Origin of the sequence: Anabaena sp. 54, from assembly GCF_017355725.1 — a bacterium.
Lineage (GTDB): Bacteria > Cyanobacteriota > Cyanobacteriia > Cyanobacteriales > Nostocaceae > Dolichospermum > Dolichospermum heterosporum.
Map to the genome: position 1 here is coordinate 265,369 of NZ_JAAVWA010000003.1, position 23,479 is coordinate 288,847.

A 23,479-nucleotide genomic window follows, 5' to 3' on the forward strand; every position below is an offset into this window, starting at 1 on the left:
GCAGACTATGGGAAAAGCTCAATTCAGGTTCGAGCCAATTTGTAGTGAATTATTAAGCAACAGCAGCCGCAGCGCGGTCGAAGTAGCTTGCCAATTCAGAAACCAAAGAACTGCAATCACCTTTGGTGATACCGTTAGGATCGTTAACGATAGCGATCGCTGCTTCTTTCATTTTACCAACACCAACTGCTACAGAGCTACCAGGAGTACCCAAAGCTTGGTATGTTTCGCGCAAGCCGTTCAAGCAACGGTCATCAAGAACACTAGCGTCACCAGCGATAGCGGCGTAGGTAACATAGCGTAAAATGATTTCCATGTCGCGTAGACAAGCAGCGTTCCGACGGTTGGTGTAAGCATTACCACCGGGAGCGATCAATTGAGGCTGTTCTTCAAATAAAGAACGAGCTGCGTTGGTAACGATAGCGGAAGCGTTGCTTGTAATGCGGTTAACAGCGTCTAAACGCTTGTTGCCGGAAGCTACAACTGCACTTAAAGCATCTAGTTGTTCGGTGCTGAGGAATTCGCCTCTAGCGTCGGCTTGGGAAACAACCTTGGAAAATACATCTAATGTCATGGACTCTAATCTCCTAAATTACTTAGTTGAGAGATGTCTAAATTAAAACTAATTTGGATTTGTTCGCAACGGAGTCAAATCAAAGCGTTTCTCAATTCGCTCTCTCATTTACTAGTTTACAGTTTACAAACCAAAAATTATGAGAGTCAAGGAAAATTTTATGAGAAAGTGGCAAACTTGATGAATTGCCTGCTTTTTTCAACTTTCCTCTGTTGTTTAACCCCTACAGTTTATGTTTATACAATGCTATAGAGTCTTTATTCGTTACAAATTATGAATAAATGAGATCATAGCCTAAGATAAGGCTCAAATCCTTCCTATATAAGGGGTATAGCTGAGAAAATTCTTATATTTACGTTACATAACTTTATATTTTTTGCAAAAAATCGCAATACTCGGCGGTTAAAGACTGTTTTAATTTTGCTGTAAACTCTTGATATAACTACACCAAAGCTTTTTTTAGCTTCTATGTGAGTTTTATAATTTTTGTTAAGGAATGTTAAATTTACATTTCTAAATATTTGGGAAATTTTCTTTTTTTTCCCCCCTGGGGGGATATAAATTTTTCCAAAGGTAAAACTCACAAAATGAGACTAAATGGCTATTTTTTCAGGAATTCTTAATAAATACCACTACGACGGCGCAGGACTTCCAGTAAAGTTGTCAAGCTGCGGGGAAGGGGTGCTGTGACTGCGACTAAATCGCCAGAAATGGGATGTTGTAACTGAAGTTTCCAAGCGTGTAATGCTTGTCCCGGCAAATTTACACCCAGGGAATGACCTGAACTATAAATGGGGTCGCCGACGATGGGATGACCCATTTTGGCGCTGTGAACGCGAATTTGATGGGTGCGTCCTGTTTCTAGTTGGAAGTGAATTAAGGTGTAGTTGCCAAACCGTTCTTTTACACGCCAATGAGTAATGGCGTTGCGTCCACCATCTTCTATAGAAACAATAGCCATTTTTTTACGGTCTTGGGGATTGCGTCCAATGGGTAAATCTATAATTCCGGTTTCTGTTTTGGGAACACCGTAAATTAGTCCTAAATATTCTCTTCTGGCGGTTTTTGCTTGTAGTTGCGCTTGTAGGTGTTGGTAAGCTAGGTCTGTTTTGGCGATCGCAATTGCTCCTGTTGTATCTTTATCTAAACGATGGACAATTCCCGGACGTTGCACGCCACCGATTCCTGGTAAGTTGGGACAGTGTGCCAATATGGCATTAACTAGAGTCCCGTCAGGATGTCCGGGTGCGGGGTGGACTACTAAACCTGCGGGTTTATTGAGAATGATGAGTTCGTCGTCTTCGTAGAGGATGTCTAGGGGAATATCTTCTGCGATTACTTCTAAAGGTTGAATGGTGGGAAGTTCCAGGGTAATGCGATCGCCTGTTTTCAGGTTAATCTTTTTAGATGTGCAAATCTTGTCATTAATTTGAACATGACCCTGTTCTATTAACTGCTGGATGCGAGAACGGGATAAATCTGATAACTCTTGAGATAAGTAGCGATCTAGGCGATCGCTATTTTCGGTAACTTGGATGCTATTAATTGCAGACACGATTAGGTATGGGGTGTTTTAAGAAACATTGAGGTTCAAAATGTTCTGGGAGAACCGCTGTACTTCATTTTTTCATCTTATGTTTAAGATAGTTTTTTATTTCTCTAAAAAATCTATAGTAACCTAAAAGTAATACTTGAATACTTATAATTCAAAACCCTTGTAAAATTCACTAATTAAATGATCATGAGAGAAAATTTTAATGATCAATCCCAGCATATTAACACAATTCCGATTAGTAGATATAGATTTTTTCAAAATATCCAACCAATTAGCTTATTAAAAAAGATTACTAATAATTCTTTTACTGGTTGTTTGCAGGTATTTAGTGAGTCGGGTGCTTGGTCAATATATATGGATCAGGGTAAACTAATTTACGCTGGTTATTCTGAGGAAATGTTTGAACCTCTTTATCGTAATTTACAGAGATTGAGTCAGCAAATTTCGACTCTTCCTATGGGTATTAATGAACAGGTACGGATGATTTTTGAAAAGGATCTTGAAAATCAGTCAATACCAAATCCAGATTATTTAGCAATTTGTTGGTTAGTTAATCAAAAATATATTAGTCACTTTCAGACTGCTTTGTTGATTGAACAATTAGCATTGGAGGTTTTAGAATCATTACTAGATTTAGAATATGGCAGTTATGAATTTGTTCGACATACTTTTTTAGATAATCTTCCTAAATTTTGTCATTTAAATTTAAGAACTTTAGTAGAACAATGTCAATCAGGGGTTAAGGTTGATGTTCAGGAAAATTTGAATTTTGAAAATCATCATCAATCCCCGTCACATACTACATATCACGAACAGTTACCTAAAAGCAATTCTGAGCAAGTTGATTCTCAACTACATATACATCAGCCGATAAACTCCCCAGTTAGGGAGAGGAAGAAATATAGTATTTTGGGTGTGGACAATGATTATAGCATATTAAATACTGTGGAAAATTTTTTAGATGAGCAAATATTTTCTGTGCTGAAATTCATGGATTCTTCCCAAGCTTTAATGGAAATTTTGCGAGTACAGCCCGATATGATTTTATTAAATGTAGAAATGCCTAATTTAGATGGCTATGAAATCTGTTCTTTATTGCGGAAACACTCGCATTATAAAAATACTCCTGTGATTTTGATGACCGAAAGAATCGGATTAAGAGATAAAGCTAAAGCCAAATTTGTGAGGGCTAATGGCTATTTAGAAAAGCCTTTTTCTCAAGGGGATTTACTGAAAATTATTTTTCATCATATTGTGTGAAAATTTGACCCCTACAAAATTGATTAGTTTAGGGATTTTTATAATGTTCAATTTATTTTGCACTCATACCCAGATCCCCGACTTCTTAGAGAAGTCGGGGATCTGACTCTTGGAGTTAATGTACCACCACGTCTTCGTGTCTACTGCGATATTTGGGGCAATCATATAAGGTTTATAAGGTTTGCTTTTGGTGTAGAGTTTATATAAATAGGGATGTCTAAAAAATCAGTATTTACAAAATTTAACAACATGAGTGGTAAGTTCATTGTATTTGAAGGTGTGGAGGGTTGTGGTAAAACTACTCAGATGCAACGGTGTTTTCAGTGGTTAGAAAGCTTAAATATATCAGTAATACTGACTCGTGAACCAGGGGGAACGGAGTTAGGAAAGGATTTACGGGCGTTATTATTGGAAAAGTCACCAAGTAAGCCGGTGGGGGAAGTCACGGAACTATTATTATATGCAGCGGACAGGTCACAACATATTGAAGAAGAGTTAAAACCTAATTTAGCCATAGGGAAATTTATTTTGTGCGATCGCTATACTGATTCTACTATCGCCTATCAAGGTTATGGTAGAGGTTTAAATATGAATCTCATTCATCAACTTAATCAGATTGCTACTGGTGGCTTAGAAAGTGATTTAACTATTTGGTTAGATGTAGATGTCGAGGTAGGACTATCCCGCAAACGGGGACAAGCTAAACTAGATAGAATTGAACAGGAAACTATTACTTTTCATCGCCGGGTACAGCAAGGATATACAGAATTAGCTGCATCCAATCCATCCCGGATTGTGCGAATAGATGGCAATGACAGTCAAGATATCGTTCAAAAAAGTATCCAGGAAATTTTACAGCAACGCCTGTTTTCATAACTATGTTCTCGTCATTAATCGGACAACAGCAAGCGGTAGAATTATTAACTCAATCCGTTAAACAACATCGAGTTGCACCAGCTTATATGTTTGTGGGTGCTGATGGTGTAGGCAGAAGTTTAGCAGCAAAATGTTTTATTGAATTACTTTTTTCTAGTTCTATAAAACCCGATCAAATTCCCATTTTACACAATCGCATTCAGCAAAGAAATCATCCAGCTTTATTGTGGGTAGAACCAACTTATCAATATCAAGGACAAAGACTCACCCCAGCAGAAGCAGCCGAAAAGGGAGTTAAACGCAAAGCACCACCGATTATTCGTTTAGAACAAATTCGAGAAATTACGCAATTTCTTTCTCGTTCACCATTGGAAGCAGCGCGGAATATCATAGTATTAGAACAAGCAGAAACAATGGCGGAATCTGCGGCAAATGCGTTGTTAAAAACTTTAGAAGAACCAGGAAAAGCAACATTAATTTTAATTGCCCCCTCCCCCGAATCTGTGCTACCAACTTTAGTATCCCGTTGTCAAAAAGTCCCTTTTTATCGGTTAAATACTGCGGCTATGACTGAGGTATTGACACAAACAGGAAATGCCGAAATTTTGCAACATCCAGAAGTTTTAAACATAGCCGCAGGTAGTCCAGGAAATGCCATTTCCTCCTACCAACAATTGCAAACCATTCCTAGCGAATTTATCGCCCAGGTGAAAAAAACGCCAACATCTTACCGTCATGCTTTAGAATTAGGTAAAAAAATTGATAAAGAATTAGATACAGAAGCCCAATTATGGTTAATTGACTATTTACAACAATACTATTGGCAACAAATACATGAACCAAAAATTATTCAACAATTAGAAAAAACCCGGAAACATTTACTTTGTTACGCCCAACCTCGTTTGGTTTGGGAATGTACATTTCTAGCCTTATTTCAAATATCCCAAAATCCGTAGGGTTTCCCCACCCTCAATTACAGTAGGTTAGCATTGAAAATTGTCTTTATGGGAGGGCAAGAGGCAAGAGGCAAGAGGCAAAAGGCAAGAGTGAAGAAGCTTTGGACGATTTTACTTTTCTTTTTGGTAGAGTCGAGGGCGGGTACTATCCCGCGCCCCTCTCTGTTAAATCTGGGCGTGCAGCTTTCACTGCACCCAGCTTCCGACGTTCTTAGCTTTCGCTTTTGCTCATGTGAAGATAATCGTGGCAGATGAAAGTGAATGGCTAGAAGGTTTTTAGTTTTCCAGTTTTGGTGGTTTCCATCTAAGTGATGTAAATGTACCTTCTCATCATTGAGCATTTTTAACCCACAATGACCACATTTATGGTTTTGCCGTTTGAGGGCTTTAGAGGTATGACTGTCATAGAGCTTGCTGTTGCGCTCGCTCCAATAACTCAAATCTCCGTCGTAAGGCGACTTTTCACCTTTGACATTGATATGTTTATTTTCGGAGTAAGGGACTGGGGGAAACGCCTTATCTAGTAATTGCTTGCTAGTGTGGCGGTTCTGTTTGGTTTCCTTGTTGAATACCTTGAATGCTCTTGTTTCGATGTGGAATAGCGAGTTACGCGATCCGTCCATCTTGCAGAAGCGGTGGTAATTCCTCCAACCTCTAACTACAGGGGCTAATTTCTCAGCCTTAGTGGTAGCACCATAATTCGAGTTGTTGACGATGAATTTTACTTTCTTGCGGAAAGATTTATAGTTATCCACTGATGGAACGCATCTAAATTTCCCGTTTTTCTGGACTTTGAAGTTCCAGCCTAGAAAATCAAACCCATCTGTCGCGGCGGTTAGCTTTGTCTTTTTCTCACTGACTTTCATTCCCCGTTCTGCTAGGAACTGACTGATTTTGTCAAGTATTTCTATGGCATCGTCTTGAGGTCGGAGTATTATTACCATGTCATCCGCGTACCGGATTGTTGGTTCAATAATTTCTCTCTTTGAGGTTTTTTCTGTAATTCGGCAATTAGATATCTTATGATATCTATGAATACTTTCAATCCCATTCAAAGCGATGTTAGCTAGTAGTGGACTTACCACGCCCCCTTGAGGTGTTCCTTGTTCAGGAAATTCTGGATTGACTCCGGCTTTGAGACATCGGAAAATCCCTTGTCTTATGCTTCTGGGAGCTATGAGTTTATCCATGATGGCGGAATGGTTTATCCTGTCGAAGCATTTTTCAATATCGAGTTCAATAACTCGTTTATCTATTCCGTTGGCGTTGGAGTTTAGGTTATTAAACAGGATTTTTTGGGCATCATGCGCTGAACGTCCCGTTCTGAACCCGTAGCTTTTGGCGTGGAAGGTTGCTTCGTGCGCTGGTTCTAATGCGTATTTGATAAGGCATTGATACGCTCTATCTGCAATAGTGGGGACTTTGAGAATCCGGGTTTTACCGTCCTTTTTGGGCATGGGTATTTCACGTAATCCCTGGTGTTTCCAGTCGTTACATTCGGTTCTAAGCTTTTCACTCAGTTGAAACCTTTGCTCAAATGTGAGCGCGGTCTTCCCGTCAATTCCCGCTGTCTTTTTTCCAGCATTTAGCTGTGTTACTTGACGAATAGCCAGTAATCTTGCTGCGGTTGATTTCAGAATCAGCTTTTGTAGGGACTTGGCTTTGCGCTTGTCTCCAACTTGAACCGCTTTATACACTCGTTTTTGTAGGCGGAATAAGTTACGGCGGAATTGCTTCCAGGGTAACGTTTTCCAAGATTCACTAGAGTTGTCTCTGTGTCTAATCATGCTCTGCGACCATCTGTGTATTCTGAACACCTCAGACCAGTTACGGTCTGTCCTACCCGAATTGAAGGGATTCCGCTGCTCGTCTAGCCTACTTATGGGGTTCGACCGCCCCTAGACCCTCAATCCGTTTTTATTCGTTCCCTCGGTTGATTGTTAGTTCCGTTAGGTGTAGCCAATTCAACCACTGGATTCCCTAGACTCTTACCGATATTCAAAGAGGATGCGGCGGGAATTAGCTCCAATGAAGTCAGGATTTTGATGTTGTGTCCTGCTTGGTGGTAGGTTGCTTTTCTAGGCTCTGTTTCACCGTAGGAACTCCCCGTTAGCACCAGTGTCACCCCACAACGGATGTCTGATTGCGCCCTGTTCCCAGCTTCACCCTCTAGAAACCGAGTCTAGTCAGTGTGGGCAGGTAGGGAGTCATACCTGAGTCTGGCAGATGGGACTTTCACCCATATCAGACCGAGAGTTCAACCTTTTCCATGATTGGATTGGGTTGGTTAGTTTATGTACGGACTGTTTACCGTGATTCAACTAACAACGAATCGCACTCTTTACACACCTTGGTTTTATAGACTTCCAATTAAAAAAATATCCCAAAATTTCTTGTGGTGCGGGCATCTTGCCCGCTAATAATAAAAGGACGGGCAAGATGCCCATCCCACAAGATTGGATCATCTTTTTTGTGGAGTTCTCTTATTCTCTTATTGTGTTCACCTACTTACAGTAGTTTCCAATGATATGAGTTACATCTTAGCCCCCTCATCGCTTGCGGGGAGGGGGTTGGGGAGGGGGTTGGGGGTGGGGTTCTTGTACCTCATAACACCGGGAAGTGCTGTATATTGCTTTTATATTGCCTTTAATTATCGAAATTTTCCCACTGTCTCATTTAATCAGGATCACAACGAATTTCAATCATAAACCCATCGGGATCATAAAAATACACTCCTCTACCAGTAGGACGGGAAACTGGTCCATAAGCAATGACCAAATTATTTTCTTGAATTACTGCTAATGCTTGGTCAAATAGTTCTGGATCAATATCAAAGGCTAAATGATACGCTCTAGTGAAAGACTTACTGGGATCTGGATCTGGTGGTAATAATTCTGGTTCTCCAAATAAGTCAATAATTGTACCGTCAGGAGTGGCAAAGTTGGCGACTTTTCCGGTGTTGACAAGTTCTATTAATGTTTCTGGTATTTCATCCCCTGTAAGTTCGTGTAAGCCTAAAATATGACCATAAAAATGGCGAGATGCTGCCATATTTTGGACGTTAAAAGCGATATGATGAACCTTGCGGAGGTAGCCAGTGGGAATATTTTTTTGAGAAATCATCATCCCGAAATTTAGAATCTATGGATTTAAAATTATCTGCAAATCGAGAATAAAGCCCGGTAAAATATCTTCACCAGAAAGTTTTGGTGGGTTGTCAACATCAAAGTTTAAAACTTCTACATCTTTTCCGTAACGATAAATTTCTACTAAGGGTGTTTGTGGATCAATTAACCAACCTAAAAGCGCCCCATTATTTTGATATTCTCGCATTTTAGCGCGTAATTTTTCTAAACTATCCGTTTCTGATCGCAATTCAATCACAAAATCAGGACAAAGGGGGGGAAACCGTTTTTTTTCTTCTTTACTTAAAGCCTCCCAACGTGCTAGTTTTACCCAAGCTGCATCAGGACAGCGATAAGCACCACTGGGTAATTTAAACTCTGTAGAAGAATCAAATACTTTACCTAATTTAGTTTGACGATTCCAAATACTTAAATCTGTAGTTATATCTGAGTTTCTAATTCCGCTTTCTCCACCTGTGGGAGGCATAATAATTAATTCTCCCGTTTGGGTAAGTTCTAATTGCCAAGGTTCGTTGGCAATGCAAAGTTGATAAAACTGCTCATCTGTTAAATTTACTGCGGGAGGTATGTTTAAGGTGAGGGTTTCCATAGGTTTTGCTTAAAGAGGCTAGTTTTATTATCAGATAAAATTCATGAAAATTCAGAAAAATTTAGGCTAGGCTAGGAAAATTCAGGCTAGGCGATCGCTAAAATTGACCCCAATGATCTAATACAATGCTGGTCGGTCAAGGAAAATGGGGAGTAAAATGTTCAATTAACGTCTATATTCATCTCCACAATCACCAATTAACTTATATAAATCTTTTGACTGTTCAGAAACTGCATCTATTTTCCCGATATCCTCAGCATCTAAATTGAAACTAAACACCCTAGCATTATCTGACAAATGTTCTGCAATTCCTAACCTTGCACCCACAATTACACCCCCAACTGCTGGCTGATTTAAAACGTAATTTACAGCCACATTAGCAATACTTACTTGATGTTTATTAGCAATGGTTTTTAAGGTATTTAGTAACTGTTGAAATAGTCCCCAACCACCCCAATTATCAATCATTTGTTTGTATTTTCTCAAACTGGTGGTATTTATTTCTAAGCCTTTAAGTTCTGGTTTATTCAAATACTTTTCTGATAACAAACCACCGCAAATACTACCATAGGTAAACAACTTAATATCATGTTCTTGACAAAATTTAACCATGTTTACCTGTGGTCTTCTGTCAACTAAAGAAAACTGCACTTGATTAGAAACAATCTTGATTCCTGCTTCGGTGATAATTTGCAAATGTTCGGTATCAAAATTAGTTAAAGCTAAATGTTTGATTTTACCTTCTGTTTGCAATTCTACCATATATTTGAGAGCATCTAAATAATTAGCATCTCGATATTCCCACCAGTGAAACTGCATTAAATCCAATGATTTAACGTCCATTCTTCTCAAAGAAATATCAATATTTTCCTCAACCAGTTTTTTTGTCATCTTCCCCGCACGAGGAACCCACTTGGTAAAAGCTTGAATATTATTTACAGCTTCTTCTCCACGAGTCGCTATCAGTTGACGACGAAACTCACCAATAAAATCTTCTGCTGGTCCATAATGGTCTGCTAAATCCCATGTTGTAAAACCAGCATCAACATATTGAAACATAGACTCAATGGCAGTTTTGGGGTTAATGCGTCCATGTCCACCGGAAACTTGCCACATTCCATTTAAAATTCGGCAAATTTTCAAGTCGGGAGTAAATTGTAAATAGCTTTCTTGAGGTAACATCATATTTTTTATCTTGTTATTTCCAGTCTTTTTCTGCTTGTTCCAAAACATAAGCTGCAACTTGTTGAATTTCCTCAGTTGTCAATCTTTTTTTATAAGCTGACATATTATTCTTACCATTAGTGACAATGGCTGTAATCGCTTCTAAAGAATCCATGCCATATTTTTTAAGTGCATTCTTTTTTAAGTTTTTACCGCGTCTAATGATATTTTCCCCATTAATATGACAACCAGCACAATGAAAACTAAAAATTTCTGCCCCTTTGGCTGTATCTAAAGCGTTAGCGGGTGAGGTGAAATTGATAGTCCACAAGCAAAATGTGCATAATATCAATACTATTAGTTTTTTCATAAGGCTTCAAAATCAGATATGAAGCCGATAAAGTTTGTACATTGTTCCTGAAAAGCTTCTGCTTCACTGACATCTTCAATTTTATAGGACATGATCCGTTTTCCATCTGGCATTTTTTTAGAACCAATCAATTCAGCTTGGTAATTTTCTACCATTTTCTTAAATTCAGCACCGTACACTTTCCACGCTTCACCATCGCAAGTGATATTTACCTGCCACATAATTAAAATTTAGTTATTGACCAATATTGATTATTTCATAAATTGGCAACATTTAACTAAAAAATTCCTGGCGACTAGAAGTCGCGGCTATACAGACAAAACCCACCTGCGTGGGTTAAAAACTTCTAATTGCTGAATCTACGAAGGTAGACTTTGCTTGTGTAGCGTGGTGGAAGCATCTTTCTAATCGCCAAATACTTTGAAGTACCTAAAGATAGATATGATTTTATCTCTTTAGAGGGTGTTCATAGCTAAAAGATTTCGCCATAATGAGTGTAAGTGTTGTAATGAGATTTGTATTTAGTATGACCACAAATAAGAACATTAAAGAACAAATTCAAATAGATTTATACCAAGCTAAAGAAACAGGACAATTAAAAGCTGAACGCATTCGGGAAATTGTCAAATCTGCTGTTTCTCAAGTAGGTTCTGAGTTTCAAGAAGGTTCTCATGAACTGCGTAATTTAGTTAATGATGCTGTGTCTACTGTCATTGATAATTTACAAGAAAAAGGTAGTGAAGTTAAAGAAGGAGTGGTAGCTTCAATTGAAGGAGCGATGGAAGCAATAAATCTGAAAAAACACTCAGATATTGTCAAAACTCAAGCTGAAATTAAGCAATTACAAGCTCAATTAGATAGAGAAGAAGAAGAACTACAAGCAGAAATTGAAGGAATTTTAACGAAGATAATCGAAACAAGTCAAGATAAATCAGCAGACACAAAAATTGCGATTGATTCAGCCATTGATTCTATAAAAGATAGTGAAGAAATTGGATTATTAAAGAAACGCTATGCACAATTACAAGCACAGTCAGCAATTATTCGAGCCAATTTATCGGCACGTTATAGCGGAAGTGATCAAGAAGTACAGGATTATTTAAATGAAGCCAAACAATGGTGTGATAAATCCCATCCCAAAGCCGAATCTATCACAGCACAAGTAAAAGAAAGTTACTCAGTTCTGGAAAAAAAATTGACAGATGCAGGTGCAGTTATAGCAAAGAAAGAACGTCAATTAAAACAAACTTTACGCGAGTTACTTTTAGCAACGGCTGATTTATTCAAAGATAAAGATATTCGTGCTTAAAGACTAACTATCCTTTAGATCCCCGACTTCTCTAAGAAGTCGGGGATCTTGTTATTGTTACATACTTAATAAGTACCTTCCTCTCTATTAATATTTTCTTCATGCTTGACAATTACCCAAACTGCATGAATGCTACCAGGAAGCCAACCAAGCAGAGTCAGCAAAATGTTAATTAACAAAGTTGGACCAAATCCAACGGTGAGAAAAACCCCCAAGGGAGGTAGAAATAAACCGATAAGTATACGCAGTAAGTTCATGGATATTTATTTCCTAGTTTTAAAGTTGGGTTTACCTATTGACTATCTTGTAATTCAAAACCTTTTTCTGCGAAGTATTTACTGAGAAAGGTATTAGCTAAAGAAAGAACTACAGGACCGATAATAAAAGCAATTAATCCTTGAACTTGAAAACCTGGAACTAAAACTGATGCTAACCAAAAGCAGAGTCCGTTAACAATTAGGGAAAATCCACCTAATGTGAGATATGTCAAAGGTAAAGACAAGATATTAATGGTTGGTTTAACTCCACTATTAATTAAACCAATCACAACAGCGGCAATTAAAGCTGCCGGAAAATTAGCAATATCTACACCGGGAACAACTAAATCAACAATCAGCAAACTTAAAGCTGTAGCGAGTGCAATGAAAAAATATGACAACATTTTTTACCTCAGTAACAGCATTATCTGTGCTAATTACTATTTTCAAAGATAGACTAATATTTCACATCTTTTCTTAGATATAATCTTGATCTATCTTAGGTTAGATTAAATAACAAATTTTCAGTAAGATACCCGACTTCTCTAGGAAATTATTGTATAACAAAAAATCTAATATTAAGTAGTGCAAGCATCTTGCTCGCATCCCTTATCCAAATTTAAAACACAACAGCTTAATGTTTTTCTACTAAAAATACTCTTGTAGAACTGGGTAAAGACAAGGCTTCTTGAATTAATTCTTTAACTGATAGTATAATTATTGATATTCTCTGTAAATCGCATTAAGAATAGGCACAAACAAAGACTTTATTCACAAACTATTTTATCATTGTTTCTGTGGAAATGTCAGATTGACGATGACTGTGTTTCTACATTATCCCATTGTAACTAAATTGCATCGTGTATTTCTCTAGTGCAACTGTTTTATTTCAAACACCTTCCATCAATCAGGAAAAATTTTGCCAAAAAGTTGACTTAGACTTAATGAGTGTGTAACATGGATTGATATGTATATTTAATAGGTGAGTATATGTCTGGTGCATTGCAAGAAGCAATAAATACTCTTGATAGTTTAACGAAGGAAGAAGGTTCTCTTTATGAACGATTAATGGTTGCGTCTAAGAGTATAGAGCGTTTAGGCGATGATTTAAATAATCCAAGAATCAGAGAATCTACTCCAGAAGATATAAGAGAACAATTTGAAAAAGTTGCACAACTTTTAAACAAGTTAGATCCAGCGACCGATCAGGATACACTTGAAGAAATAGTTGATGAGATAATACTTTTATATAATCTTTCCAAGAAACAACAAAATTAATTAACTGAAAAATCTAATTTTAAATGTCACAGGTAATATTCAACGCTATTTTTTAGCAATAGAGCTTATTTTGATTTAGGGTCGCTTATGGATAGCAGTTCACAGATTGATACTGTTCAAAAGTTTGCAGAGGTTATTGGTGATCATGATGACCTCTGGAATCTTCTGGTTGGAAGAGAAGTTAGTCGCTTTGACAACAAACTTGAATATGAACATTCCAGAAAAGATATACAAGGTGTAACATTTTACCAACAAGGAAAAGTTATTGAAATAAAATATTTGAGAACGTCTAAATTCTTACTAAGAGTAGATTATGGTTCTGGCTTTATTTTTAAATATAGCAAAAAACAATTTATTCAAAAATTCAATCAGATTGTACCTTCTATAATATGGGATGAAATTCTCAAACTTACACCTGGAGTAAGGTGGGAAGAAACCAATATAGGTAAAAAACTATCTCTACTACGAAATATAAAAGACGAATTTGAAAATAACTTTCTTAATGCCGACAACTTTTATCAACTTCATTGTACTGAATACGTATCATCGGAAGAGTACCGATCCGAAAAATCGAAGTACATACAAAATTGGATAAACACAAAACCGGATTTAAAACCCTGCGATCCTGATCAAGCAAAAGCAATTGGTACTCTTGTAAATCATGTACAAGTAATAGCTAGAGCAGGAAGTGGTAAAACCTCAACTTTAGTCAATCGAGCGATATTTTTACAGAAACATTGTGGTATTGCACCAGGAGAAATGTTGCTTTTAGCCTTCAATCGCAAAGCAGCAGAAGAAATGCGAGAACGTCTAAAGTTACAATTACAAAATTCTGTTCCCCATACAATGACTTTCCATGCCTTAGCTTATGCCTTAGTTCATCCTGATAGCGATGGGATTCTTTTTAATGAACTAGATGGGGAACAAAGGAAAAGCCGCGCTCTACAGAGCTTAGTTGATAAATACTTACGCCATCCAATATTTTCTGCAAAAATACGCGATTTGATGATGGCAGCATTTCGTGAAGACTGGGAACGTATAATTTCAGGTGGCTATGATAAAATTCCAGCAATTCTCATTTTGAGAAAAATAAAGTATTAGCCCCGATTTTGGAATTCAAAATATAGTACAAAGTAACTATTTTTTAGCCATTGCCTCTGGCTAAAAAAACAGCAATTCTCATTTTGAGAAAAATAAAGTATTAGCCCCGATTTTGGAATTCAAAATATAGTACAAAGTAACTATTTTTTAGCCATTGCCTCTGGCTAAAAAAACAGTCGGGTTGAAAAATAAGTATGAATACTCAATAAACTAGAGAGATTGCTTGACAACGAATGGGGAAAATCCAGTTTATCGTTCGGGTTTTAGAATAGGGAATCCAAGGGAAATAAAAATTTATAATTGTTGTCAGATGATGTAAAATCGGTGAGTTAAAAATCTGATAGTGCATCAAATTACTCAAACATGACTCCAAAGACAGCGACACTAGAAATTCCTGAATTAATGCAATTTTTACGTCAACAATTACATGATTTACCTGATGAAAGAAAACCTGGAAATAATACGAAATATCAGGTAGAAGACGCAGTGATGGCAGCATTTTCAATCTTTTTTACGCAGTCAGCGTCTTTTTTAGAGCATCAAAGATTAATGAAAAGCAATAAAGGAAAAGATAACGCAGAAAGTTTATTTTCAATTAAGAAAATCCCCTGTGATAATCAAATAAGAAATTTGTTAGATCCAGTTCCAGCCGCTACTATCTTTATGACTTTTCAAGAAGTCTATGAATGGTTAAATAAAAATGGAGTTTTGAAAAAGTTTGTCTATTTAGATGAAGAAATTTTAATCGCTTTAGATGGGACAGAATATTTCTCATCTAAAAAAATTAGTTGCCCTCATTGTAATTGTCGTAATCATCGAAATGGAACTACAACTTATTTTCATGGCTGTGTCACACCCATTGTAGTTTCTCCTAATCAAAAACAAGTAATTAATTTAGAACCAGAATTTATTAAAAAGCAAGATGGGCATCAAAAACAAGATTGTGAAAATGCAGCGGTTAAAAGATGGTTAAACAAGAATCATCAAAACAAGTATGGTTATGCTGCAACTCTTTTAGGGGACGACTTGTACTCTCACCAACCTATTTGTGAACTAGCTCTAAAACAAGGTTATAATTTTATTTTTGTTTGTCTGGAAGCGTCGCATAAAACTGTATATGAATGGCTAGACTTCTTAGAAAAAAGTGGAGAAGTTGCAACCGTTGAAACCAAACAATGGGATGGACGAAAAAATTTAATTTATCGTTATCGTTATGCTTCTAGAGTTCCCTTAAAAGATGAAGACTCCAGTCTCGAAGTTAATTGGTGCGAAGTAACTGTTATTAATGAAAAAACACAGAAAATCATCTACCAAAATAATTGGATTACTAATCATAAGATCACTGAAAATAATGTTGAAAAAATTGTCAAGGCTGCACGCAGCAGATGGAAAGTTGAGAATGAAGGGAATAACATTCTTAAAAATCACGGTTATAATTTAGAGCATAACTTTGGTCATGGAGAAAATCATTTGTGTGAGTTATTATTGTCTTTGAATTTATTAGCTTTTTTATTTCATACTGTTTTAGATTTAGTTAATTATACCTATCAGAAAGTTCGTGAGTTATTAGTAACCCGAACTTCTTTTTTTAATGATATGCGTAGCCTATTAAAATTTATTTGGTTTAAAGATTGGTCGGATTTTTTCTCATTTATTCTCAGGGAATATGTCCCATTTAAAAAAATAAATTCTGGTTGAAAAATGTCAATATATTGAAAGAGGAGGAGAAAGTTATTTATTCAAAAAACTATAAATTTGCTTAGAATTTCAGCTAGATTGGTAAGTTGAAATCAATTCTTCATGTCTAGATTTTTAAAGATTTTTAAAACCCTATCTATCTCCAGCGTCGGATGATAATTATCTATTAAAAAAGAATAATTTAATACAGGGTTTACACTTAAATTAAGAGAATTTTATCTTATTTTTTTCAAAATGAGAATTGCTGATAAAATTCCCGAAGAAATGCTTCGTTATCGTCGCTCATTACTCAGAAAGGGAATTGATGGACGGGAGTATAAATCTTGTGGGGAAAAACTAATTGCCAATTTTTTATTTGAACATGATATTAAATATAAGTATGGACGTAAATTTTGGTCTAATGATATAAATGAACGCCCCAGTTTCACAATATTTACTGGAGAAGAACAAAATATAGTCATTGAATATTTAGAAATCGAAGGAGAACCAGGTTATAATGGAATCTCTAATGAAAGGCAGGAATATTTGCAACAACGTCCTACCTGGCAGGTTATAGAATCATCACCAAAAATTTTAAAGTATCAAGTAAGTTATCAGGGAATAGAAGTTTTTTGTGCATTACTTAAGGACTATCTTGAAGAAGACTTAGGTTTTTCATGTCAAAATTTGAGTGAAGAGCAAATTTGGTTAAGGATAAAAGACAGAGCAATAGATCGCTTTACAACGCTAGTAGAGGGATTTGTTCAACGTTGTCGTAAACGTTCTCTCACTTCAGATAAATTAGCTGCAATCATTGATAAACACCAATGTGTTAGCAATATTGAAGAGCAGTTTTTGAATTTAGCAAAGACGTTTTATCAATCTTATCTACAACGTCTTGAAGTCACAGGTGAAGAAGATTTCGATGGACTAATGCAGAAAGCGATAGAAGTAGTTGCATCAGTTGCATCAGGACAAACCATATTTCGCCGTAAATCAGGAGTTGGTGATTTAAAGAGTCTCAGATACATCATGATTGATGAATATCAAGACTTTTCGGAACTATTCTATAATCTAATAGAAGCCATCAGAAAGCAAAATCCTCAAGCCCTCTTTTTCTGTGTTGGTGATAACTGGCAAGCAATTAATGGTTTCGCTGGTTCTGACCTCCTATTTTATGATAATTTTCACAAAATATTCCATCCATCACAGCAATTAAATATATCTACAAATTACCGTTCAGCTACTTCTATTGTTGATATTGGTAATAAGTTAATGCAAGATTTGGGTATTCCTGCTCGCGCTCATAAAACCATATCAGGAATAGTAAATATTGTTGATATGTCTAGTTTTGAACCAACTCCCACAGAGCAAGAAAATTATCCTAGAGACAATATAACACCTGCTATTTTACGTTTAATTAATAAGACTATTAAAGAAGGTAAAGAAGTAGTATTACTCAGTCGAAAAAATAGTTTACCCTGGGATGTGAATTATACCAGATTACAGAGTAGATCACAAAATAGCACACTTCCTAGATTTTTAAAATTAGTGCATTCATACCTTCCTGAAGCATCAAAAAAATTGGTAACTATATCAACTGCTCATAAGTATAAAGGTTCTGAGAAAAAAGTAGTTATAATACTTGATGCAGTTTGTAGTTGTTACCCATTAATACATCCTGATTTAATGTTTACCCGTGTGTTTGGTGATAGCATTGAATCTGTAGTAAATGAAGAAAAACGTTTATTTTATGTAGCTTTAACTCGTGCAGTTGAAACTTTATTTATTATCACAGAAAGTAAAAATTTATCACCTTTTCTTGACGAATTAAATAGCAGGACGAAAATTTCTGTATTAAATTGGTCAGATTATCAACCTTTTATTGGTGTAGGAAATACACGGTATATTACTGTTAAAGTTGGTAATCAGGATGGCAAAGGTAGCAATGGTACTTACACAATTAGGGATTTGTTGAAAGCGGAAGGTTATAGATGGAATAAAACAAAAATTTGGTATCGTACCTATCCAGTAGAAGGTTTTTCAGTTCCAGAATATTTTAATAATGCCAATTGGATTTCTCAAGCTGTGGGAATTGAAGTACAGTTTTATGACGACGAAGAAAATGAATTAGCAGTTTATCTTGTTGATCAAGGCTTATGTACTCCGGTAATTGATAATATTTCTGCTACTGGTACAGAAGTGGATATTCTCGAGTCTGATAGCCCTGATATACCCTTCTGATTTCACTACTTTTTAAAAGTATCATATTTCTGTCTTTTAAATTAGCTTGATTCTCTCAAGATTTAATGGTCTTTATTCAAAAATACATACTTATACGTATTTTGTTATGGCAATACTGATTTTATAATTGAATTAAATCTGAACAGTAGGTTTGCTTAAACTACAGTGAAACCGAACAAATCCATTACTATCGCTGGGTTTTATTCTTAAACCATAACTCAGATTAATTTTCTATACAATACAAGAATAAGTAGTATGAAATTTACAAAAGCAGCGTTAGTCTTTGCATTTGCTTTGGGCTTTTTGGGTATTACAAATACAATGAGTAAAGCTCAAAGCTTATCTGATTTAGATGGTAATGCCTTCTTACTTCATCCTAAGACTGGTCAATTTTTAGGTAATGTTTCTAGTGATCGTTATGATGATAATTCCATCTGTAATCCCTATGGTACTTATGGCAGTCGCTATGAAAGCATAAGTATCTTGAATCAGTACGGGGATTATGGCAGTCGTTATTCAGACTATAGTGCTTATAATTCACGGGCAAATTATCCACCTCTGATTTATCTTGCAAATGGTAAGCCTTTGGCAGTAATTTCCACCAGCCCAAAGTGGAAACAAGTAATTCACCCTGGTGCGTTATTTGGTGTTATATGTGGAAATAGATAAATAGCTAATTTAAACCCTCAAAAATTATTGCAGCCAATCCTGTAGGGTGCGTTACATTTCATTAACGCACCTTATTACTGGTTTGAATGCAGTTCTAAATTTTCAGTGCGATTATGATAGAGCAAGCAATGATGAATTTTCATCTTCATAAAATAATTTGATTGTGCTGAACTCCCGACGCAGTAAATTTTCAACTTGTAAGGTAGAACAGTTTCCCAGTCTAAGCCAGATAACTTTTGGAGGATTCCCCAACACTAAACTCAGATCGTGCATATCAGCATCTTTCGAGACAATCATCAAATCATTATCTTTTGCATAATTCCAAACTATCGGGTCTATTGTTGCTTTCATCCCTACATCCCGAACATGAAGCGAGTCTGAAAAAATATCGCTCAAACGGATGGATAATTTAGGCGATAAGTTTTCATCAAATAGTAATTTCATGCTGATAAAGTCGAAATCATTAACCGACGTTCACGGTCGGCCGCATAAGCAATACAAGCCTTTAAATCTTCTCGCGTTAGGTCGGGAAAATCATCAAGAATTTCTGCTTCGGTCATCTCAGAAGCTAGGTATTCAAGTACCTCATAAACTGTGATTCGCAAGCCACGTACACAAGGCTTACCACCGCGTTTATTGGGTTCGATTGTAATATAGTCTCTGTAATTCATAAGTAGCGAATGCATTTCTATTTTAGTGATTTTCTGAAAAAACTTGTAGTACAATATAAACTGAATTATAGGAATTATAGCACTATGTCGATATCGTCTTGCTTTGCAAATGACAGAATCTAATAGAGTTCTTTATAAAAATTAGGCTTTAATACCCTACCATTTGGGGTAACACTTGATAAAAACCTGGATATCGCCAAAAACAACTTTTTAAAATGAAAACAGACAGCATATTTTACCGATTGTTTCAAGAAATACCTAGCATATTTTTTGAACTGATTGGTAACTCCCCCCAACTAGCCGAACTTTATCAATTTTCATCAGTTGAAGTCAAACAAACAGCCTTGAGAATAGATGGAGTTTTCTTACCTAACCAAAATACAGATAACCCGATCTACTTTTTAGAAGTACAATTTCAATTAGACAAGGATCTCTACCATAGACTTTTTAGCGAAATATTTCTTTACATTCGCCAAAACAACCCTAAAAATCACTGGAATGCTGTAGTTATCTATCCAACCCGCAACATAGATACAAGAGATATTCAGCATTATCAAGAATTCTTCACCAGCCAACGAGTCAGAGTTATTTATCTTGATGAATTAGAAGATATAGCATCTTTACCAATTGGTGTTGCTACAATAAAACTAATCATCGCTAAGAAAGATAGTTCTATTATCCAAGCCAGAGAATTAATCACAAGAACTAAGCAAGAGATAGATTCTGAAGTTCAACAGCAACAAGTATTACAAATCATCGAGACGATTTTAATTTACAAGTTCCCCAGAATGAATAGAGAGGAAATAGAAGCTATGTTTGGATTAAGTGAGTTAAAACAAACCCGATTTTATCAAGAAGCAAAAGAAGAAGGAAAGGAAGAAGGTGAACGCAAAGCCAAGTTAGATGCAGTTCCTGGATTGATAGGATTGGGTTTAACTGGAGAACAAATCGCACAAGTTTTAAACTTAAGTTTGGCAGAAATTAGCGAGATTATTCAACAACAGAATACAAAGGACAGATGAAAAACGACTCCTTTGGTCTTAAGAATCCCCGTGTCCTTTAGACTGGACTGCTCATTGGTGTCAACTTAACGTAAAACCACGTAAAACCCATAGCCCGCCTGGGAATCAATTCCCAGTCTAATAGCAAAAGTCCCTTAGTGGAATGAAGCAATCTCATCTTCACTCAGAGATTTTCCGATCGCTTCCCTGGGGGTCGCAATGACAAATTCAAAAACTCTCTTAGGGACTTCCAAATAAAAAAATACTCAATCACCTAACGCAAAAATCTCTCAAACCATTATTCCTCTGTGTCCTCTGCGCCTCCGTGGTTCGTTAATTAGGATAATTTATTTCTTGGAAGTCCCTTACTAAATTATTGGGTCTGACGCACCCTACAAGAGATAAAATCTACATTACATATTTAGAAAACTTTGTCAATGCGTAAGCACTAGGATCATCTTTTGTGTGGATTTCTCTAAATTCTTTCTCGTTGTGGAAAACTCGCTTTGGGTAAGGATGTGTGTACACGGTAGCCCCACAAGCGAGGGAGGGGCTATGATTAACATAACAAGCCAGAAAGAGGTAATTATTGTTTGATTCCTTTCATTGATAAACCTATGCGTTTGAGTTTTTCGTTGATTTCTAAAACTTGCACTTTAACGACTTGTCCAACTTTCACAATTTTTTTCGGATCATCTACAAATCTATCAGCAAGTTGGGAAATATGCACTAAACCATCTTGATGGACTCCAATATCAACGAAAGCACCGAAGTTAGCAACGTTGGTAATAATTCCTTCTAGTTGCATTCCTACGGTTAGATCCTTAATTTCTTTGATTCCTTCTTTGAAGGTAGCATATTTAAATTCAGCACGAGGATCTCTGCCTGGTTTTTCTAATTCGCTGAGAATGTCGCGCAGGGTTGGTTCTCCAATGGTTTCGGTAACGTATTTTTTGATGTTGGCTTTTTTGAGGTTTTCTGCAACTTGTGTCACTTGATTTAAGGATACTCCTAAATCAGCCGCGATAGATTGTACCAAAGAGTAACTTTCTGGATGAACTGCGGTATTATCTAAGGGGTTTTCACCACCACGAATTCTTAAAAACCCTGCGGCTTGTTCAAAGGCTTTAGGTCCTAGTTTGGCTACTTTTAAGAGTTGACGACGATTTTTAAATGCGCCATTTTCGTTACGATAGGCAATAATATTATTAGCTATGGTTGGGGTAATTCCCGAAACAAAGGTGAGAAGTTCTTTAGAAGCTGTATTTAAGTCTACACCCACATAGTTAACACAACTTTCGACGGTTTCATCTAATTTCTTTTTCAGTAATTTTTGATCAACGTCATGTTGATATTGTCCTACACCAATTGATTTAGGATCTATTTTGACTAATTCTGCTAAAGGATCTTGCAATCTTCTTCCAATACTAATTGCACCCCGCACGGTAATATCTAAATCAGGAAATTCTTCTCTAGCTACTTCACTGGCGGAATATATAGATGCACCAGATTCATTTACCATGACTTTAACTGGTTTATGGGCTATATTTGGTAATACTTCGGCAACAAATTCTTCTGTTTCTCGTGACGCTGTACCGTTACCAATAGCGATTAATTGAATTTGGTATTTTTCAAGTAATTTTTTAATAGTTTGGGCGGCTTTTTGGCGTTGTTCTGCTGCTTGGTGGGGAAAGACAGCTTGATACTCTAAAAATTGCCCAGTTTCATCTAATATAGCGACTTTACACCCGGTTCTAAAACCTGGATCTATAGCCATTGTCGGTTTCATTCCTGCTGGTGCGGATAATAGCAATTCTCGTAAATTGGTTTCAAAAGTTTTGATTGATTCTATGTCAGCGTAGGTTTTTTTCTCGTTTGTTACTTCGCTAATTAAGGAAGTTTTCATCAAGCGGTTAAAACTATCTTTTAACATGACTTGATAAAAATCTCGAATATTGCGAACTTGAGTTTTTATTTCTTGAGATTCTAAATAAACCAGCACAAAATCTTCATCAAACGCAACTTCAAAACTGAGAATTTTTTCATCTTCTCCTCGACATAATGCCAACAGATTATGAGGGGCGATATTTTTGACTCTAATCTGATAATTGCGGTACATTTCAAATTTAGTTGTCCCTTCAGGATGTTCGTCTTTAATCCGAGAAATAAATACCCCATTTTCTAACAGATAATCGCGGATATATGCGCGTGATTCTGCTTTTTCTGCTACTTCTTCAGCTAAAATATCAGACGCACCTTTTAAAGCTTCATCTGCGCTTTTTACTCCCAAGGTTTCCGAAATATACTTTGCTGATTCTGCCTCTAAAGATGCGGAAATACCATTTTTAACATTTAGGGATTTAATAAATGTAGCCAGTGCTTCTAGCCCTTTTTCTCTGGCAATGGTAGCGCGTGTCCGACGTTTAGGACGATAGGGTAAATATAAATCTTCCAGTTCGGTTTTTTGTAAACAGGATGCTATTTTTGCTTGTAGTTCTGGAGTAAGTTTATCTTGTTGAGCGATCGCATTCACAATTACTTTTTTTCTTTCTTCTAATTCCGTTAAGTAATTATGCCTATCTTGTAAATCCCGTAATTGCACTTCATCCATTTCATCTGTTCGTTCTTTACGATAACGCGCAATAAAGGGAATTGTTGCCCCTTCTGCTAAGAGTTCTAGGGCGTTTTGTACTTGGTGGGGTTTAAGTTTTAGTTCAGTTGCGAGGAGTTGGGAAATGTTCAACATTGGATATTTAAATTGAAAGTGTTAAATTGATTCCAG

General features: G+C 36.4%; 22 protein-coding genes and 1 pseudogene. 10 read left to right on the forward strand and 13 right to left on the reverse strand.

Going from position 1 to position 23,479, the window contains the following annotated elements; translation table 11 throughout:
* Positions 1–52: 52 nt before the first annotated feature.
* Together HEQ36_RS05785 and HEQ36_RS05790 are read right to left on the reverse strand one after the other, a co-directional pair.
* Positions 53–574 carry a phycocyanin subunit beta gene (locus HEQ36_RS05785; protein WP_096671108.1) on the reverse strand — a complete coding sequence of 174 codons (522 nt, stop codon included), beginning with the start codon at positions 572–574 and terminating at the stop codon, positions 53–55.
* Between the two features lie 619 nt (positions 575–1,193).
* Positions 1,194–2,129 carry an RluA family pseudouridine synthase gene (locus HEQ36_RS05790; protein WP_168634879.1) on the reverse strand — a complete coding sequence of 312 codons (936 nt, stop codon included), beginning with the start codon at positions 2,127–2,129 and terminating at the stop codon, positions 1,194–1,196.
* 219 nt (positions 2,130–2,348) lie between these two features.
* On the opposite strand from HEQ36_RS05790, the gene HEQ36_RS05795 reads away from it, so the two are divergent.
* From HEQ36_RS05795 to HEQ36_RS05805, 3 genes are all read left to right on the forward strand, one after another.
* Positions 2,349–3,389, forward strand: coding sequence for a response regulator (locus HEQ36_RS05795; protein ID WP_053541213.1), 1,041 nt, complete (start codon positions 2,349–2,351; stop codon positions 3,387–3,389).
* 249 nt (positions 3,390–3,638) lie between these two features.
* A complete protein-coding gene (tmk, locus tag HEQ36_RS05800) occupies positions 3,639–4,265 on the forward strand; it encodes a dTMP kinase (protein ID WP_039200915.1) in 627 nt (208 codons plus the stop codon).
* A gap of 2 nt (positions 4,266–4,267) precedes the next feature.
* The gene (locus tag HEQ36_RS05805; RefSeq protein ID WP_168634880.1) at positions 4,268–5,221 is read left to right on the forward strand and encodes a DNA polymerase III subunit delta'; all 954 of its coding nucleotides are present in this window, start codon (positions 4,268–4,270) and stop codon (positions 5,219–5,221) included.
* Positions 5,222–5,432: 211 nt separating this feature from the next.
* Here HEQ36_RS05805 and HEQ36_RS05810 read toward each other — a convergent pair.
* The 6 genes and pseudogenes from HEQ36_RS05810 to HEQ36_RS05835 form a co-directional block, all read right to left on the reverse strand.
* A pseudogene (locus tag HEQ36_RS05810) lies at positions 5,433–7,008 on the reverse strand (group II intron reverse transcriptase/maturase).
* Between the two features lie 889 nt (positions 7,009–7,897).
* Entirely contained in the window at positions 7,898–8,347 is a 450-nt protein-coding gene (locus HEQ36_RS05815; RefSeq protein ID WP_217355192.1) for a VOC family protein, read from the reverse strand.
* A 15-nt stretch (positions 8,348–8,362) separates the two neighbouring features.
* Positions 8,363–8,956: a Uma2 family endonuclease gene (locus HEQ36_RS05820; protein WP_039200917.1), complete on the reverse strand. Its 594-nt coding sequence runs from the start codon at positions 8,954–8,956 to the stop codon at positions 8,363–8,365.
* Positions 8,957–9,121: 165 nt separating this feature from the next.
* Positions 9,122–10,141, reverse strand: a complete 1,020-nt coding sequence (locus tag HEQ36_RS05825) for an aldo/keto reductase (RefSeq protein WP_053538517.1) — start codon at positions 10,139–10,141, stop codon at positions 9,122–9,124.
* A 13-nt stretch (positions 10,142–10,154) separates the two neighbouring features.
* On the reverse strand, positions 10,155–10,490 hold the full coding sequence (petJ, locus tag HEQ36_RS05830) for a cytochrome c6 PetJ (protein ID WP_027402187.1): 336 nt from the start codon (positions 10,488–10,490) through the stop codon (positions 10,155–10,157).
* Positions 10,487–10,711 (reverse strand): hypothetical protein, encoded by a 225-nt coding sequence (locus tag HEQ36_RS05835; RefSeq protein WP_053538516.1) that lies wholly within the window; start codon positions 10,709–10,711, stop codon positions 10,487–10,489. Before HEQ36_RS05835 ends, petJ begins: the two co-directional genes overlap by 4 nt.
* Positions 10,712–11,016: 305 nt before the next feature.
* Between HEQ36_RS05835 and HEQ36_RS05840 the strand changes: the two genes are divergently transcribed.
* On the forward strand, positions 11,017–11,799 hold the full coding sequence (locus tag HEQ36_RS05840) for a histidine kinase (protein WP_168635009.1): 783 nt from the start codon (positions 11,017–11,019) through the stop codon (positions 11,797–11,799).
* A gap of 65 nt (positions 11,800–11,864) precedes the next feature.
* Here HEQ36_RS05840 and HEQ36_RS05845 read toward each other — a convergent pair whose 3' ends face one another.
* Positions 11,865–12,056, reverse strand: a complete 192-nt coding sequence (locus tag HEQ36_RS05845; RefSeq protein WP_027402184.1) for a YqaE/Pmp3 family membrane protein — start codon at positions 12,054–12,056, stop codon at positions 11,865–11,867.
* A 35-nt stretch (positions 12,057–12,091) separates the two neighbouring features.
* Entirely contained in the window at positions 12,092–12,460 is a 369-nt protein-coding gene (locus HEQ36_RS05850; protein ID WP_039201081.1) for a phage holin family protein, read from the reverse strand.
* Between the two features lie 586 nt (positions 12,461–13,046).
* Here HEQ36_RS05850 and HEQ36_RS05855 point away from each other — a divergent pair.
* From HEQ36_RS05855 to HEQ36_RS05875, 5 genes are all read left to right on the forward strand, one after another.
* Entirely contained in the window at positions 13,047–13,334 is a 288-nt protein-coding gene (locus HEQ36_RS05855) for a hypothetical protein (protein ID WP_168635007.1), read from the forward strand.
* Positions 13,335–13,421: 87 nt separating this feature from the next.
* Positions 13,422–14,435 carry a UvrD-helicase domain-containing protein gene (locus tag HEQ36_RS05860; protein WP_168635006.1) on the forward strand — a complete coding sequence of 338 codons (1,014 nt, stop codon included), beginning with the start codon at positions 13,422–13,424 and terminating at the stop codon, positions 14,433–14,435.
* Positions 14,436–14,798: 363 nt separating this feature from the next.
* The gene (locus HEQ36_RS05865; protein ID WP_053538738.1) at positions 14,799–16,133 is read left to right on the forward strand and encodes a hypothetical protein; all 1,335 of its coding nucleotides are present in this window, start codon (positions 14,799–14,801) and stop codon (positions 16,131–16,133) included.
* A gap of 234 nt (positions 16,134–16,367) precedes the next feature.
* Positions 16,368–18,356, forward strand: coding sequence for a UvrD-helicase domain-containing protein (locus HEQ36_RS05870; RefSeq protein WP_290706978.1), 1,989 nt, complete (start codon positions 16,368–16,370; stop codon positions 18,354–18,356).
* 255 nt (positions 18,357–18,611) lie between these two features.
* Positions 18,612–19,025, forward strand: coding sequence for a hypothetical protein (locus tag HEQ36_RS05875; RefSeq protein WP_168634882.1), 414 nt, complete (start codon positions 18,612–18,614; stop codon positions 19,023–19,025).
* Positions 19,026–19,136: 111 nt separating this feature from the next.
* On the opposite strand, the gene HEQ36_RS05880 is transcribed toward HEQ36_RS05875, so the two are convergent.
* Both HEQ36_RS05880 and HEQ36_RS05885 read right to left on the reverse strand, forming a co-directional pair.
* Positions 19,137–19,469: a DUF5615 family PIN-like protein gene (locus HEQ36_RS05880; protein ID WP_168634883.1), complete on the reverse strand. Its 333-nt coding sequence runs from the start codon at positions 19,467–19,469 to the stop codon at positions 19,137–19,139.
* On the reverse strand, positions 19,466–19,696 hold the full coding sequence (locus HEQ36_RS05885) for a DUF433 domain-containing protein (RefSeq protein ID WP_027402180.1): 231 nt from the start codon (positions 19,694–19,696) through the stop codon (positions 19,466–19,468). The genes HEQ36_RS05880 and HEQ36_RS05885 overlap by 4 nt, the downstream gene beginning before the upstream one ends.
* 215 nt (positions 19,697–19,911) lie before the next feature.
* Between HEQ36_RS05885 and HEQ36_RS05890 the strand changes: the two genes are divergently transcribed.
* Entirely contained in the window at positions 19,912–20,718 is an 807-nt protein-coding gene (locus HEQ36_RS05890; protein ID WP_168634884.1) for an Rpn family recombination-promoting nuclease/putative transposase, read from the forward strand.
* A 565-nt stretch (positions 20,719–21,283) separates the two neighbouring features.
* Here HEQ36_RS05890 and HEQ36_RS05895 read toward each other — a convergent pair.
* Positions 21,284–23,443: a Tex family protein gene (locus HEQ36_RS05895; protein ID WP_168634885.1), complete on the reverse strand. Its 2,160-nt coding sequence runs from the start codon at positions 23,441–23,443 to the stop codon at positions 21,284–21,286.
* Positions 23,444–23,479 lie beyond the last annotated feature (36 nt).

What these genes read in the sequence shown, in the direction of transcription:
- HEQ36_RS05785 (WP_096671108.1), bottom strand. Translation starts at nt 574, where the DNA reads ATGACATTAGATGTATTTTCCAAGGTTGTTTCCCAAGCCGACGCTAGA.
- tmk (WP_039200915.1), top strand. Translation starts at nt 3,639, where the DNA reads ATGAGTGGTAAGTTCATTGTATTTGAAGGTGTGGAGGGTTGTGGTAAA.
- HEQ36_RS05805 (WP_168634880.1), top strand. Translation starts at nt 4,268, where the DNA reads ATGTTCTCGTCATTAATCGGACAACAGCAAGCGGTAGAATTATTAACT.
- HEQ36_RS05815 (WP_217355192.1), bottom strand. Translation starts at nt 8,347, where the DNA reads ATGATGATTTCTCAAAAAAATATTCCCACTGGCTACCTCCGCAAGGTT.
- HEQ36_RS05820 (WP_039200917.1), bottom strand. Translation starts at nt 8,956, where the DNA reads ATGGAAACCCTCACCTTAAACATACCTCCCGCAGTAAATTTAACAGAT.
- HEQ36_RS05825 (WP_053538517.1), bottom strand. Translation starts at nt 10,141, where the DNA reads ATGATGTTACCTCAAGAAAGCTATTTACAATTTACTCCCGACTTGAAA.
- petJ (WP_027402187.1), bottom strand. Translation starts at nt 10,490, where the DNA reads ATGAAAAAACTAATAGTATTGATATTATGCACATTTTGCTTGTGGACT.
- HEQ36_RS05835 (WP_053538516.1), bottom strand. Translation starts at nt 10,711, where the DNA reads ATGTGGCAGGTAAATATCACTTGCGATGGTGAAGCGTGGAAAGTGTAC.
- HEQ36_RS05840 (WP_168635009.1), top strand. Translation starts at nt 11,017, where the DNA reads ATGACCACAAATAAGAACATTAAAGAACAAATTCAAATAGATTTATAC.
- HEQ36_RS05845 (WP_027402184.1), bottom strand. Translation starts at nt 12,056, where the DNA reads ATGAACTTACTGCGTATACTTATCGGTTTATTTCTACCTCCCTTGGGG.
- HEQ36_RS05850 (WP_039201081.1), bottom strand. Translation starts at nt 12,460, where the DNA reads ATGTTGTCATATTTTTTCATTGCACTCGCTACAGCTTTAAGTTTGCTG.
- HEQ36_RS05855 (WP_168635007.1), top strand. Translation starts at nt 13,047, where the DNA reads ATGTCTGGTGCATTGCAAGAAGCAATAAATACTCTTGATAGTTTAACG.
- HEQ36_RS05860 (WP_168635006.1), top strand. Translation starts at nt 13,422, where the DNA reads ATGGATAGCAGTTCACAGATTGATACTGTTCAAAAGTTTGCAGAGGTT.
- HEQ36_RS05865 (WP_053538738.1), top strand. Translation starts at nt 14,799, where the DNA reads ATGACTCCAAAGACAGCGACACTAGAAATTCCTGAATTAATGCAATTT.
- HEQ36_RS05870 (WP_290706978.1), top strand. Translation starts at nt 16,368, where the DNA reads ATGAGAATTGCTGATAAAATTCCCGAAGAAATGCTTCGTTATCGTCGC.
- HEQ36_RS05875 (WP_168634882.1), top strand. Translation starts at nt 18,612, where the DNA reads ATGAAATTTACAAAAGCAGCGTTAGTCTTTGCATTTGCTTTGGGCTTT.
- HEQ36_RS05880 (WP_168634883.1), bottom strand. Translation starts at nt 19,469, where the DNA reads ATGAAATTACTATTTGATGAAAACTTATCGCCTAAATTATCCATCCGT.
- HEQ36_RS05885 (WP_027402180.1), bottom strand. Translation starts at nt 19,696, where the DNA reads ATGAATTACAGAGACTATATTACAATCGAACCCAATAAACGCGGTGGT.
- HEQ36_RS05890 (WP_168634884.1), top strand. Translation starts at nt 19,912, where the DNA reads ATGAAAACAGACAGCATATTTTACCGATTGTTTCAAGAAATACCTAGC.
- HEQ36_RS05895 (WP_168634885.1), bottom strand. Translation starts at nt 23,443, where the DNA reads ATGTTGAACATTTCCCAACTCCTCGCAACTGAACTAAAACTTAAACCC.